12 protein-coding genes are annotated in these 15179 nt (G+C 39.8%); 9 read left to right on the top strand and 3 right to left on the bottom strand.

The features are described 5' to 3' along the window. Positions 1-36: 36 nt before the first annotated feature. Positions 37-537 (bottom strand): GNAT family N-acetyltransferase, encoded by a 501-nt coding sequence (locus O6P32_RS10720; protein ID WP_178265597.1) that lies wholly within the window; start codon positions 535-537, stop codon positions 37-39. A gap of 173 nt (positions 538-710) precedes the next feature. Here O6P32_RS10720 and O6P32_RS10715 point away from each other — a divergent pair, with 173 nt between their 5' ends. From O6P32_RS10715 to O6P32_RS10700, 4 genes are all read left to right on the top strand, one after another. After that, positions 711-1076 (top strand): PadR family transcriptional regulator, encoded by a 366-nt coding sequence (locus O6P32_RS10715; RefSeq protein ID WP_178265596.1) that lies wholly within the window; start codon positions 711-713, stop codon positions 1074-1076. After that, the gene (locus tag O6P32_RS10710) at positions 1054-2100 is read left to right on the top strand and encodes a PspC domain-containing protein (protein ID WP_178265595.1); all 1047 of its coding nucleotides are present in this window, start codon (positions 1054-1056) and stop codon (positions 2098-2100) included. Before O6P32_RS10715 ends, O6P32_RS10710 begins: the two co-directional genes overlap by 23 nt. A gap of 60 nt (positions 2101-2160) precedes the next feature. Beyond that, entirely contained in the window at positions 2161-3351 is a 1191-nt protein-coding gene (gene purT / locus O6P32_RS10705; protein WP_269878526.1) for a formate-dependent phosphoribosylglycinamide formyltransferase, read from the top strand. 94 nt (positions 3352-3445) lie between these two features. Then, positions 3446-4168 carry a DNA alkylation repair protein gene (locus O6P32_RS10700; RefSeq protein ID WP_269878477.1) on the top strand — a complete coding sequence of 241 codons (723 nt, stop codon included), beginning with the start codon at positions 3446-3448 and terminating at the stop codon, positions 4166-4168. 4 nt (positions 4169-4172) lie between these two features. On the opposite strand, the gene rlmH is transcribed toward O6P32_RS10700, so the two are convergent. Beyond that, positions 4173-4646: a 23S rRNA (pseudouridine(1915)-N(3))-methyltransferase RlmH gene (rlmH, locus tag O6P32_RS10695; protein ID WP_269878475.1), complete on the bottom strand. Its 474-nt coding sequence runs from the start codon at positions 4644-4646 to the stop codon at positions 4173-4175. Positions 4647-4840: 194 nt separating this feature from the next. Between rlmH and O6P32_RS10690 the strand changes: the two genes are divergently transcribed. The 3 genes from O6P32_RS10690 (at position 4841) to nadC (ending at position 9839) form a co-directional block, all read left to right on the top strand. Beyond that, positions 4841-5725: a helix-turn-helix domain-containing protein gene (locus O6P32_RS10690; RefSeq protein WP_269878474.1), complete on the top strand. Its 885-nt coding sequence runs from the start codon at positions 4841-4843 to the stop codon at positions 5723-5725. Positions 5726-5870: 145 nt separating this feature from the next. Next, complete coding sequence (locus tag O6P32_RS10685) at positions 5871-8825, top strand: glycoside hydrolase family 2 protein (protein ID WP_408636064.1); 2955 nt, start codon at positions 5871-5873, stop codon at positions 8823-8825. 159 nt (positions 8826-8984) lie between these two features. Continuing rightward, positions 8985-9839: a carboxylating nicotinate-nucleotide diphosphorylase gene (nadC, locus tag O6P32_RS10680; RefSeq protein WP_269878473.1), complete on the top strand. Its 855-nt coding sequence runs from the start codon at positions 8985-8987 to the stop codon at positions 9837-9839. 118 nt (positions 9840-9957) lie between these two features. Here the strand turns inward: nadC and O6P32_RS10675 are convergent, their stop codons facing one another. Then, on the bottom strand, positions 9958-10851 hold the full coding sequence (locus O6P32_RS10675) for a helix-turn-helix domain-containing protein (RefSeq protein ID WP_178265590.1): 894 nt from the start codon (positions 10849-10851) through the stop codon (positions 9958-9960). Positions 10852-11055: 204 nt separating this feature from the next. Here O6P32_RS10675 and O6P32_RS10670 point away from each other — a divergent pair, with 204 nt between their 5' ends. After that, entirely contained in the window at positions 11056-12081 is a 1026-nt protein-coding gene (locus O6P32_RS10670) for an efflux RND transporter periplasmic adaptor subunit (RefSeq protein ID WP_269878472.1), read from the top strand. Position 12082: 1 nt separating this feature from the next. Beyond that, positions 12083-15178, top strand: coding sequence for an efflux RND transporter permease subunit (locus tag O6P32_RS10665; protein ID WP_269878471.1), 3096 nt, complete (start codon positions 12083-12085; stop codon positions 15176-15178). Position 15179: the final 1 nt, after the last annotated feature.

Here is a 15179-nt window from a genome sequence, read left to right as displayed (position 1 = left end):
TTCGGACTTTCCGACTATATGGGTAAAGAATATACTTTATTGCAAGTCCAATCCCATGATATAATCGTTCATGTAGTATCCGTTTCCTATCGGGAAGTCTCCTTCGCTGACTTTTTTCATCCCCATGTGCTCATAAAATCCAAGAGCCGGATTGTGCCGGTTTACATTCAGTTCCATGCGGCAAGGGGCAGGGTGTAGCGCTTTGATGCCGGCAATGGCCTGTTCGAACAGCTTTTTCCCTATCCGGTCTTTCTGGAAGCGGGGGAGGACATAGATTTTCTGAAGATGGAAAAGGGATTCTCCTTCCTGCTGGATGGAAACATATCCGGCCGCTTCGCCGTCTTTGAAAGCAAGATAATAGATGTGTCCTTCTTCTTCCATCTGCTTTCGGAGGTTTTCAAGGGAGTACATCCATTCCATCATATACTCGATTTGTTCCGGAGTAAGGATGTTTTTGTAGGTTTCCGGAAATACATTTGCAGCCATCTCGTGTATCAGAGGTATATCGGCATAAGTAGCTTGACGTATACTGTACATAGTTTTTGTTTTAAAGGTTTCTGTTGGCTGCAAATGTACGGTTTATCTGTATTGCTTCTTTGGTTTGCGACTTGTTTAACATGTTAATTTATATAAAATAAAAGTACCTTGCAATACAAGGTATTGATATAATACATATATTTGTGCCATACAAATAAGCAAACTCAGAAACTATGAATGTAGATAATGTAAAATCGCAAATGCGCAAAGGGATGCTGGAATATTGTATCCTCTTGCTGCTTCATCGGGAGCCGTCGTATGCTTCGGATATCATACAGAATCTGAAAGAAGCCCGGCTTATTGTGGTGGAAGGAACACTTTACCCGTTGCTTACCCGACTGAAGAATGACGAACTGTTGTCGTACGAGTGGGTGGAATCGACTCAGGGACCTCCCCGCAAGTATTACAAGCTGACTCCCAAAGGGGAGGAGTTTCTGGCAGGGCTACAGACTGCATGGGATGAACTTTCGGATACTGTAAATCATTTAAGAACAAAACTTTTAACTGTAAAATACAATGAAAAAAACACTGACTGTTAATTTGGGTGGCACGGTATATCATATTGATGAAGATGCCTATAAACTGTTGGATAACTACCTGAACAACCTCCGTTATCATTTCCGTAAGGAAGAGGGGGCGGAAGAAATGGTACGCGATATAGAGATACGTATTGCAGAAATTTTTAATGAATATATCCGCTCCGGACAACAGGTAATTACATTGGAGAACGTAGAAGAAGTAATAGCCCGTATGGGTAAACCGGAAGATTGGGAAACCGGCGAAAGTGAAACTTCTTCAACTGCTTCTGCTCCTCATACACCGAAGGAAGAAATCAAACGCAAATTGTTCCGTAATCCGGACGACCGTATTCTGGGTGGTGTGCTTTCCGGATTGTCCGATTATTTCGGGATGGATGTAACCTGGGTACGTCTGGGAGTTTTGTTCCTTGGATTCTTTTTTAATTTCCTTATCGTGGCCTATCTGATAGCATGGATTGTGATTCCGGCAGCTCATACGGCTACAGAGAAACTGCAGATGAAGGGACAGCCTATCAATGTGGAGAATATAGGGAAAACGGTGACCGATGGATTTGAAAAGGTGAACCATTATGTACAGTCGGAAAAGCCTCGTTCTGTATTGGCGCAGCTGGGTAATGCCATTGTGCAGATAGCTGGATTTGTCATCAAGTTCCTGCTCGTGGTCCTAGCCATTTGTTGTGCCCCTGTGTTGCTGGCCGGATTTGTGGTGTTGTTTGCCATGCTGATGGTCGCTACCGGGTTGATAGCCAGTATTCCGGCAGCCTTTTATTATATAAGTCCGGAGATTAACTGGGAACTGATAAACAGTGTACCTGCTGCCTCTGTTGGTTTTGCCTTGTGCGGGCTTTTTGCAGTAGGTATTCCGATGGTAGGTTTGCTTCAGGTTATTATGCAGAGTTTCCATGTATGGCGCCCTATGTCGACAGTGACCAAGGTTGTACTTATCGTGTTATGGATTCTTGCTGTACTGTTGGGAGGTGTATTTTTCCTTAATCTGCCTTATATTCCGATGATGGAACTGTAATAATCGTAAGATGTATTGTCTTTAATAAGGAAATATTTTCTTACCTTTGTGCAAAGAAGGATCAAAAAACTTGAAACGAATATGACTAAGAAAATACTTTTGCTGGGTTCCGGAGAATTGGGAAAAGAGTTTGTAATAGCAGCTCAACGTTTGGGACAGTACGTAATAGCGTGTGATTCGTATGCAGGTGCACCGGCTATGCAGGTTGCAGATGCTTGCGAAGTCTTCAGTATGCTGGATGGAGATGCACTTGATAAAGTGGTAGAAAAATATCATCCGGATATTATTGTTCCCGAAATTGAAGCAATCCGTACGGAACGATTGTATCATTTGGAAAAAGAAGGTATTCAGGTGGTTCCAAGTGCACGTGCCGTAAATTATACCATGAACCGTAAGGCGATTCGTGATCTGGCAGCTAAGGAACTGGGCTTGAAGACTGCAAAGTATTTTTATGCGACTTCTTTTGAAGAACTGAAAGAGGCTGCAGAAAAAATCGGTTATCCGTGTGTCATCAAACCGCTGATGTCATCATCGGGAAAAGGACAGTCGGTAGCCAAGGGTCCGGAAGATCTGGAATACTCTTGGGCATATGGCTGTAGCGGAAGCCGTGGTGATATCAAGGAACTGATTGTAGAAGAGTTTGTCAAGTTCGACAGCGAAATTACTCTGCTGACTGTTACCCAGAAGAATGGTCCGACCTTGTTCTGCCCGCCAATTGGTCATGTGCAGAAAGGTGGAGATTATCGTGAAAGTTTCCAGCCGGCACACATCGCTCCGGAACATTTGGCAGAAGCACAGCGAATGGCTGCCAAGGTAACAGAAGCTTTGACCGGAGCTGGTCTTTGGGGAGTAGAGTTTTTCTTGAGTCATGAAAATGGAGTTTATTTCTCCGAACTTTCTCCTCGTCCGCACGATACCGGTATGGTTACATTGGCTAATACTCAGAACTTGAATGAATTTGAACTTCATCTGTATGCGGTGCTGGGATTACCTATTCCGGGTATTACTCAGGAACACATTGGAGCAAGTGCAGTCATCTTGTCGCCTATTGCCAGCCAGGAAAAACCGCGCTATCGTGGAGAAGAGTTGGTTTGTTCGCAGCCTAATACGTATCTTCGTATCTTCGGAAAACCTTATACTAAGTTGAACCGCCGTATGGGAGTAGTGGTATGCTACGATAAAAACGATGGAGACCTTGATGCATTGCGCGATAAGTGTAAAGCACTGGCCAACAAAGTAGAAGTGTATTAAAATATAGATAATATAAGGAAAACAGCCGAGGTGGTAGTCGTAGGTAATAACGGCAGACCTTGGCTGTTTTTTTATTTATGAAAAATAAACCGTTATGGAAGAGTATCGTTTGGACGGGAAGACCGTAAAGGAACATTTGCTGCACCTCTCGGAATATGGTAATAAGCCTTTTACAAAAGGGTTGCATCCGGGAGTAGAGCATATATTGGGCATCCGGATTCCCGATTTGCGCAAACTGGCTGCTCGCATCGCAAAAAGGGAAGATTGGAGAGATTATCTTGAGACTGCCGATACTTTCTACATGGAAGAACGTATGTTGCAGGGAATGGTATTGGGGTATATTCACCCTGATGAGAAACTGGAATGTTATCTGGACCGTGTGTCCCGTTTTGTCCGTCTCATTAACAGCTGGTCGGTGTGTGATACATTTAAGTTTGCAGGTGGAAAGAGGTTTGTAGAAAAACATCGCCAATCACTATGGGAGTATCTGCTAGGCTGGATACATGCCAAAGAGGAGTATGAAATCCGTTTCGGTGTAGTGATGTCGATGACTTATTTTATAGAACCGGAATATATTGATGAATTGTTACTGGAGTACGACCGTATCAGTCACGAAGGATATTATGTAAAGATGGCAGTAGCCTGGGCACTTTCGGTTTGCATGGTTAAGTTTCCCGAAAAAACGCTGCATTATCTGCAATACAGCCATCTGGATGACTTTACCTATAATAAGTCTATTCAGAAAATGATAGAATCTTACCGTATTACAGATACACAGAAGCAGGTGCTCCGGCAGATGCGCAGAAGCACCCGGTGAGGTTTTATTCGTGATGATACGGGCCGTTGTTCAGAATTGTCATAGCCCGATAAAGCTGTTCCACAAAAATCAGTCGGATCATCTGATGGGAGAATGTCATCTTCGACAGGGAAATCTTTTCCTGTGCAGCCCCATAAACGGCTTGGGAAAAGCCATAAGGTCCGCCGATGATGAATACCAGCCGCTTGTTTACGGTATGCATTTTCCGTTCTATCCAGTTGGCAAACTCAATAGAGCGGAATTCCTTGCCATGCTCGTCCAGCAGTACTACCACATCTCCCGGCTGCAAAGCTTTCAGAATAAGCTCTCCTTCTTTCTCTTTCTGTTGCTCCATGCTGAGGCTTTTGGTATTCTTCAGTTCCGGAATCACTTCAATATCGAACGAGGTATAATGTTTGGTACGTTCGGTGTAGTCGTTGATGGCAGCGATATAATGTTTTTCTACAGTCTTTCCTACGACGAGCAATGTAAATTTCATATAGTGAGTATTAATTACAATATTTTATGCAAAGATAGTGAAAGGTGAGAGTAGTGCCAAGCCAAAAGCTTGCTTTTGAGTGAAGGTAATGCCGGGGTATCTTTTGTTTTATCTGTAAGTGAATAAAACTCCCTTACAGTTTGTGGAGACTGATATTATCTGTATTTTTACTATGAAGATTTATTAGAAGACTAATGGACAATACAAGTGCTTTTTCGATTTCAGCTTTGCTGGAGAATGATATTCAGGAACTTAAAGGAAAACGATTGGCGGATGTATTTCGCTTGATTTCCTTTATACCAGGAGAGACCTATGGGCCACACAGCCATTTGCGTATTGAGATTAACTATGTAAAAAAAGGGAGTTGTATTCTGCATTTGGAACAGGAAAGTATTACTTTTCGTGAAGGAGAGCTGATGTTTATTACTCCTAATGTAAAACATAAGTTCGAAGCTGGGCATAAAGGAACACAATTGATGCAATTGGAGTTTCTTCCAGAGTTGTTTTCACGTTTTGTATTGGATATGGAAACGGAAGATCATAATAGTATGTCTTTTACTTCTTTTTTATTTTCAGGAAAGCATAAAGTGATGAAGATTGTGAATGATATGCGTATGGTAAGGGTTATTCAGGAAATTATTAATGAACTGCAAACCAAACCTTTTTATTATGACTATCAGGTGATATTGCTTTACATTGAGCTACAGATTCTAATTTACCGTTATGTAAAAGAACAACTTTTTTCGGGTTGTGGAAATGCAGTATTGAAAAAAGCGATTGATTATATGTATCAGCATTACCCTCTGAATGTGACAATGGATGAAGTTGCCTTATATGCCGGAGTAAGTGGGCGATATTTACGTTATCTTTTTTCGCAGAATCTTAATATTACACCTGTAGATTATCTGAATCAGATTCGGGTGAATAAAGCATTTTCTTTATTAAAAACTTCCAATCTTTCGGTGAAAGAGGTCAGTTTTCAGTGTGGGTTTCGCTCTCCTCAATATTTTTCCAGAATCTTTAAACAGTTTATGGGTTTTTCTCCTCGTAAGATAGAATACGAACATACTTCCGTATAGTATATCTTTATATTCATACTCTTCCGTTTTGTATAAAATAGAATTTTTTTTGAATATATTTGGGCAGAGAAAATACTATAATTTTGCTCTTATAAAACAAATAAAAAACGGATAGTATACAATGAAAAACAACTTGAAATGGGGGATGGTCATTGCCTGTATGTGTATAGGCCCGAATATAATAAGTGGTGCAAACAGTTCTGCCGAACATCATATATATTGGTTACCTGATAAAGTGATAACAGTAGAGAGTCCAATACAGTCTCTGAATGGGGAATGGGAATTGAAGTATTCGGCAAAAAGTAAATGGACGAAAGTTGAAGTTCCCGGAGAAGTCGCTATGCAGGGCTATGCTATTGAACATGATAAGCCTTTTTTGTACAGAAAAAGAATAGTGGTTCCCAAAGAGTATGCGGGAAAGCGGGTGATATTACGTTTTGATGGGGTATATAGTTATGCGCGTCTTAAGATAAACGGGAAGTTTGTAAGAGAACATTGGGGTGGATTTACCCGATGGGAAACAGATGTGACTTCATTCTTAAAAATAGGAGGGAAGAATGAAATCGTTTTGGAGGTAACCGACAGACTGGATGAAATATCGTATGCTTCCGGATATGCACATCATCCGATAGGGGGAATTCTTCGGGACGTAATGTTATTTGCGATGCCGGAAAACCATTTGCATGATATTTATGTAGAAACAGACTTGGATTCTTTATATAAAGATGCAGAGTTGCGGGTAAGATGTGTGTATGAAGGCTCTTTGGGTGCTGATGTTGTTTTTAGTCTGATTACTCCCGATGGAAAAGAGGTCCGACTTCCTGAAAATAAACGCTCGCTGAAAGTTGGGGAAAATGAGTATTCATTTAATATATCTGATCCCCTGAAATGGGATGCCGAACACCCTCATTTATATACATTGAAAGTTTCACTTCAAAAAGATGGAAAAGTACAAACTGTTTTTTCCCGTTCGGTAGGATTCCGTGAGGTAGAAGTATCGGGCGACAGGATGCTGGTTAATGGTAGACAGGTAAAATTGCGTGGAGCTTGCAGGCACGATATCCATCCAAAACTGGGGCGTACCACTTCTGCCGAGTTGGACAGTTTGGATGTGGTACTCTTTAAAGAAGCAAATATGAATTTTGTAAGAACTTCACATTATCCTCCAACTGAACGCTTCCTTCAGTATTGTGATCGTTATGGTATTTATGTGGAAAGCGAGTCGGCTGTTTGTTTTGTGGATACACATCGTCAGAAAAATTATGCTCCGGGACGTACTCAAAATGATACGGCTTATACTCATCGTTATTTGGGACAATGTCAGGAAATGGTAAAAGCTTTTCGTTCACATCCGTCTATCTTGTTTTGGAGTATTGGCAATGAAAGTATGTATGGTACTAATTTCCAACTTTGCTATGATTGGGTAAAGAAGACAGATCGTACACGTCCGGTTATATTTAGTTATCCGGGTACAGTTCCGGCAGACAAGAAGATTTTTGATATCTTGAGTATGCATTACCAAGATGTATATGGCAATTTGGAACAATGGGGTAAGGTGACTCGTGGATTCCAGGGCGAAGGTATTCCGGTTGTTTTCGATGAATGGGCACATCCGGCATGTTATACGTATGCTACTTTACGGACAGATCCTAATATACGTGAATTTTGGGGAAAATCTCTTGACATGATGTGGAGCGGATTATTTGATGCTCGTGGTGGCTTGGGAGGAGCCATTTGGGGGTATATTGATGAAACTTTTGCTTTGCCGGAACCTAAAGTGGGAGAAGCATACTGGAAAGAGTTTGCACATACCGCCAAGCCGGAAGGTTTCCGTGGAAATTGTGTCGGGTATGGAGAATGGGGAATTGTGGATGTCTGGAGAAGAAAGAAACCGGAATTTTGGTCGACTAAAAAAGCATATTCTCCGGTGCGTTTAATGACAGAAAGAGAGGTAGCATATACTGCAGGACAACCTGTTGTATTGACTGTATATAACCGTTTTGACCATACCAATCTGAATGAGATAAAGGCCATTTATACGTATAAAGGGCAACAGGGGGAAGCTATATTGTCGGCAGTAGATCCTCATCAGAAAGGAACACTGACTATTCCGGAAAAAGCATGGGAAGAAGGAGAACTAGTACAGATAGAATTTTATTCAAAAGATAATTTCTTGATAGATAAATATCAGTTGGTATTGGGCAGTGAGGATGTTCAGTTGCCTGCTGCACAGATTTCAGGAGCATTGTCTATAAGTGAAGATGCAGAAAAGGTTCTTGTGAAAGGCAATAATTTTGAAATACCTTTTGATAAAGAAACCGGACTCATTGTAAATGCGAAGGTGGGTGATGAGGTCTTGATACAGAAAGGGCCGTTTTTGAATGCATATATCAATTTGAATCATCTTTCTGGAGCAGAGGTCCGGAAAATTGCAGATCATTATGCTGTATTGGAAACTGAATGGAAGAAAACATCTTTCTCATATCATGAAGATGGAAACTGTGTGTATGTAACTTTAAAAGGTACATATAAAGATATAAAAGTAAGTTTCAGAATCAAGGTGACAGCTTCTGGAGAACTTTCTGTAAATTATACGACAGACAGATTGCCTAATGGCTTTTTGCGTGAAACAGGTCTTTTATTCTGGGTAAACGATGATATAAAGACATTGGACTGGAAACGGAAAGGATATTGGGATTACTATCCGGAAGGTGAATTGTCTGGAAATGAGGGTACAGTTTCACTCTATAATGTCTATAAGCCTTTGTATGGTGAGCGTCCGGAGCAACCTTGGGTGATGGATACGCATAATTATTATTATTGGTCGGATAAAGGTGCTGTTTGCAATACACCGCTGACTCAAATAGCAAAAGGTATGAAGGAGAATATTTATTATTATACCCTTTGTACTTTGAACCATGAACTTTCTGTTATCTCGCCCGATGCATCTGTAGCATGCAGAATGGATAAAGCAGAGGAAGGAACACTTAAACTTTATATAAATAATCGTTGGGATTATCCTGAAATAGCATGGGGAAACTTCTGTAAAACACTAGAAGCCCTGCCATGTTATGGTGAAATTAATATTCGATTGAATTAAAAGATAGAAAGCAAAAAAAGTCTCTTCGATAAAGGCGTATATCTATATATTACTATGTAGATGTACGCCTTCATAGTTTATATTTTTAATTCGGAGAAAGAGATAAGAAAATAATATGTACCTTTGCTTTATAAATAATCATTTAAAACAGAATAGAAAATGGACGAGAAAGTTGTAAAAGACCTGATTGATCGTTTGATTGATTTATCGTTTGCCGAAGATATAGGTGACGGTGACCATACTACGTTGTCGTGTATCCCTGCCGATGCAATGGGAAAGTCGAAACTTCTGATTAAGGAAGAAGGTATTCTGGCTGGTATTGAAATAGCCAAGGAAGTATTTGCGCGTTTCGACCCAAGCATGAAGGTAGAAGTCTTTATCCAGGATGGTACTCATGTAAAACCAGGTGATGTGGCTATGGTAGTGGAAGGAAAGATTCAGTCTTTGCTTCAGACAGAGCGTCTGATGCTGAACATCATGCAGCGAATGAGTGGTATTGCTACTATGACTCACAGATATGTAGAGCGTCTGGAAGGAACTAAAACCCGTGTATTGGATACCAGAAAGACAACTCCGGGTATGCGTATTCTGGAAAAGATGGCTGTGAAAATCGGTGGAGGAGTAAACCATCGTATCGGTCTGTTCGATATGATTCTGTTGAAAGATAATCATGTGGATTTTGCCGGAGGTATTGATAAAGCCATTACTCGTGCGAAGGAATATTGCAAGGAAAAAGGTAAGAATCTGAAGATTGAAATCGAAGTACGTAATTTCGATGAATTGCAGCAAGTACTCGATTTAGGTGGTGTAGACCGCATTATGCTGGACAACTTTACACCAGCTGATACAAAGAAAGCTGTAGAAATGGTAGGTGGTCGCTATGAGTTGGAATCATCAGGTGGTATTACATTCGATACTTTGCGCGACTATGCAGAGTGTGGTGTTGACTTTATTTCTGTAGGAGCGTTGACTCACTCTGTAAAAGGATTGGATATGAGCTTTAAGGCTTGCTGATAACAAGTTTTTAAAATGCCATAAATAAGAAAAGGTTTCGGTGATCTGGAGAAATCATCGGAACCTTTTTCTGTGAAGTGATGGTTAAAAATGAATCTTCTTTTGAAGTTGAATCTTTTTATAGGGTCAATTCTTCTTGTTGAGATTTTAAATTGAGATTTTCTCTATATTCTTTTGGGGATACCCCGAATAAGCGTTTTACATATTTTCCAAAGAATGAAAGACTTCCAAAATTCAGTTCGTTGCATATCTCTTTAATCGTTTTATTAGGATTTTTCAGAAGCATTTCAAGGTCTATTTTCATATATCTTGTTATAATGTCAGAAGCATTTTCTCCACAAATATCTTTGCATATCGCTGAAAGATATTTGGGGGTAACGAATAGTTTATTGGCATAAAAAGCTACCGACCGTTCTTTAGGATATGAATCATTTAATAAATCTATAAACGAATTGAAGAGCGTTTCTGCTGAATTATATTTAGGTGGGGAAATTGCGATGTGTTTTTTTAATGCATCATGAAATTCATACATGAATGCAACCAAAAGAGCGTCGATGAGTTTTTTCTTATTGGGATGTGGCTCTGCTATGAGTTTTGATTTTAAAAGGTTATAATATTGAAGAAAAAGCTCGCATTCGTCTGGTTTTAAAGATAGAATCGGGTTTTCATCCAAGAAAGCTTTTGAGCTCCAGTGGCTGGCTGTAATAGCCAACATTTGTTTCATATATTCTGGAGATAGACAAAATCCACAACAGTTAAACCCAAGATTGACCATGCCGCTTTCAATGATTGTTTGAGGATGGCATATTAGCAGATTATCCTTATTAAGGGTTTGCTGTTCATTATTGATGTTGATCGTTGCTCTTCCACTGGTACATAGGATTGCTATAAACCATTCAGCTTTAATGGGGGAGGAAGCAACTTCTTTTACATCATTTATTTGTTTTAGAATGATGATTCTATCGTCTTTATAGTCTATTGAACCTTCTTCTATGTATTTGTCGATTTTCATAAATTGGTAGTTTTAGCAACGCTGCAAATGTAATTATTGTCCTTAATTCTACGGTAGTATTATTTTCTAATTAAATGTACTGAATTTCCTATATGGATGGTTGCAGGAAATATGGAACAGTTATAAGGTGATTTTTATACCACAGGTCTGTCTGAAATATTATTCTTTTACGCCCGAATTTAAAACCAGTGATAATATTAAGTTATGAATAAGAAATTTTTGATTCTAGTTTCGTTTCTGGTATTTCTGTATGGTTGCGGAAAATCGGAACATGTGAAAAATGAACCAGTAGCGGTAAAGGTGAAAATAGAGAAAGTGGAAACTGATAATGGCGGATGTACTTCTTTCTATTCGGGTACTGTAAAGGAAGAGAATGCTTCGTTATTGAATTTTTCGGTGATGGGTACAGTAAACCGTATTCATGTGGGTTTGGGAACAGTTGTACAAAAAGGACAGTTACTTGCTACAATAGATGATACGTCTTTGAAAAGTGCTTATGAAGCTGCAAAAGCAGCACGCGATCAGGCGGAAGATGCTTATTCCAGAATGAAAGAGCTGCATCAGAAAGGTAGTCTGGCTGATATTAAATGGATGGAAGTAAAGAGTAAATACCAGCAGGCTTGTTCTATGGAAGAAATGGCAAAGAAACAATTGGCGGATTGTAGACTATATGCACCATTTTCGGGTGTTGTATCTTCCAAGTCGATAGAAGTTGGGCAAAATGTAAATCCGGCAGTATCGGCTTTTACTCTTGTATCCGGTAAGGATATGAATGTAAGAATTTCGGTTCCGGAAACAGAAATATCCAATGTATATAAAGGTCAGGAAGCTGTGGTGATAATTCCTGCTTTGAATGACTCAAGACTGGAGGGAAGTGTTATAGAGAAAGGTATTCAGGCCAATCCGGTTTCTCGTTCTTATGAGGTTAAAATAAGACTTGATAACAGCAGTCTTTCGAGAAAAGTGATGCCCGGAATGATTACAGAAGTATATCTGACTGGGAAACTTAGTACACAGCATATTGTGATTGCTGCCAATCTGATACAGATAGACGAGAATAATAATTATTTTGTTTGGCTAAACGATAAAGGAAAGGCTTCGAAACGAATAATTACATGCGGTGATTTTACCCCTACAGGTGTCACGGTTGTATCAGGTTTGAATGCTGGTGATGAAATAATAGTAGAAGGTCAGCAAAAAGTATGTGAAGGAACAAAACTTGAACTGTAATATGGATAATAAGAAGCGTAATATAGTAGAATGGGCTATGCATTACCGCCAGATTATTATACTGGTGACATGCTGTCTGGTAGCATTTGGGGTATATAGTCTGCCTCAGATGCAGAAAAATGAATTCCCGGATTTTACGATTCGCCAGGGTATCGTAATAGCTGCAGCTCCGGGGAATACGGTGGACGAAATGGTAGAGCAAGTCACAAAGCCGCTGGAAGATTATATATTCACCTATAAAGAGGTAAAAAAAGAAAAAACATTTTCTACTACCCGTGACGGACTTGTGTTTATTCAGGTAGAACTTGTAGATGAGTTGAATAATAAGGATGAATTTTGGAGTAAGTTCAAACATGGTATAGCAGCATTTAAATCACAACTTCCTCAAAATGTCCTTGCGGTACAAGTGATGGACGATTTCGGAGATACATCGGCTATGCTGCTTACAATGGAAAGTAAGGATAAAACCTATCGGGAGCTTTCGGACTATATGGATAATCTGAAAGATCGTTTGAGAAATGTAAATAGTGTAGGACGTCTTACTGTAAGTGGAGAACGGAAGGAACAGATTTCTATTTATCTTGATCCTGCTAAGTTGACACAATATGGCTTGAATGAGCAAATGGTTGCATCACAATTGTTTGCCAAAGGATTTGTAACTACAGGAGGGCGTATTCAGACACCCGACTATATTCTTCCAGTGCATGTAGACAAATCTTATAATACGATTTATGATGTACAGCAGCAGATTGTTTATTCCGATTTGGACGGTAATAATATTCGCCTTAAAGATATTGCAAGGGTAGTGAAGGAGTATCCTCATGCCGACAGTTACATAAAAAACAATGGCACCAAATGTATCTTGTTGAGTATTGAAATGAAGAAAGGCAAGAACATTGTAAAAATGGGTGAAGATGTAAATAAGGTACTTGAAGAATTCAAGAAAGAAATACCTTCTGAAGTGGAAATGTATCATGTCACCAATCAGGCGCAGGTAGTAGGCGATAGTGTGGATAATTTCTTGCATGAACTTGTAATAGCTATTGTGGCTGTAGTGGTGGTTGTGATGCTTTTATTACCGATGCGTGTTGCTTTGGTTGCTGCATCTACCATTCCGATTACAATCTTTATCTCATTGGGATTGTTTTATGCTTTTGGTATAGAACTGAATACCGTTACACTTGCAGCACTGATTGTGACATTGGGTATGATAGTCGACAATTCCATTGTGATTATAGACAGTTATCTGGAGAAAATTGGTGAGGGGATGTCCCGCTGGCATGCATCAATTTATAGTGCAACACACTTTTTTAAATCTATTTTCTCTGCAACACTTGCCATCAGTATCACTTTCTTTCCTTTCCTGATTGTGATACCGGGAATGATACACGACTTTTTATTAAGTTTCCCTTGGTCTATATTGTTGATACTTGGAATTTCATTACTCGTAGCCATGTTGCTGGTTCCGTTTATGCAGTTCTGGTTTATACGTAAGCCTGTTCCCCATGTAAAAAAGGGTTTTTCGTTTATGGATGTATTGCAACGCTTCTATAATAAGATACTTGATGCATGTTTTGCTCATCCATATATAACAATGTGTATGGGCTTGGGATCTATTATTGTAGGAGTTTTGTTGATGGGTAAGTTACCACAGAAACTGATGCCGGTGGCAGACCGTAATCAGTTTGCAATAGAAATTTATCTTCCTACTGGTACGGCTGTAGAACGGACTGCGGTGGTAGCTGATAGTATAGAAAATGTGCTTCGAAAGGATGCTCGTGTGGTGTCTGTCACATCGTTTATAGGATGTTCTTCACCGAGATTTCATACGGCATATGCTCCGCAGATTGGCGGAACCAATTACTCGCAACTTATTGTAAATACATTGGGAAATGAAGAAACAGTAGAACTTCTTGATGAGTATTCTGCTAAATATACCAATGCATTTCCTGAAGCAAGAGTAAGATTCAAACAGATTAGTTTCAGCCAGGCAGTCTATCCGGTTGAACTTCGGTTGAGTGGTCAGAATCTCGACAGTCTGAAGTTTGTTGCTGGAAAATATCTTGCACTGCTGCGTAATATGCCAGAAGTGGAACTGGCTCAAACCAACTTCAGTGAACCACAGACTTCGATGAAAGTTGTTCTAAAGGAAGATGAAGCTTCAAGATTGGGTATAAATAACATGCAGGTTGAAACTACATTGGCCATGAGATATGGAAATGGGGTACCTTTATCGAATGTATGGGAAGGTGATTATAACATTCCTATAACGCTAAAGTCGGAAAAAGCTGATAAGGCTGACTATTCAGATCTTTCGGATGAAATGATTCCTGTGATGGGCGGATTGGGAAATGTTCCCTTGAGGCAGGTTGCAGAAGTCGTACCTAGTGTGAAAGATGGACAAATAGTAAGACGTAATGGTATTTATACTATTACAGTGATGTCTGATGTGCGTCGGGATGTGAATGTGACAGCTTTTACAGCAAGTCTGAAAAAGAAACTTGCAACGATTCCGTTGCCCGAAGGAGTCACACTTGCATATGGTGGTGATGATGAACAGGATAATGAAAATCTTCCACCCATCATGTCTGCATTGGCTATCGCTGCTTTTATTATATTCTTTATTCTTTTGGCTCACTTTAAGAAAATCAGTATTGCTTTACTGATATTTCTCAGTATGACGCTTTGTCTGTTTGGTACTGCCGTGGGAGTATTGGTGCAGGGAGTCGATTTTGGTATGACCTGTACACTTGGTATCATTAGTCTGATGGGTATTATTGTGCGAAATGGTATCATTATGATAGACTATGCGGAAGAGTTAAGGGCTACAGAAAAACTTTGTGTGCGTGATGCAATCTATCATTCTGCACAAAGACGTATGCGCCCGATTTTCCTTACCTCTGCGGCTGCTTCTATGGGAGTAATTCCCATGATATTAGGAAAGAGTGGATTATGGATGCCTATGGGAACGGTAATATGCTACGGTACACTTATTACAATGTTGTTTTTACTGACCGTGCTACCTATATCGTATATGCTGATGTTCAGAGGTTCTACATCCAAACGTGCCAAAATGGAAGCTATGGAACAAATGTAAC

The organism is Phocaeicola acetigenes, assembly GCF_027529745.1.
GTDB classification, from domain to species: Bacteria; Bacteroidota; Bacteroidia; order Bacteroidales; family Bacteroidaceae; genus Phocaeicola; species Phocaeicola acetigenes.
This window is presented reverse-complemented; position numbering and strand designations above follow the sequence as displayed.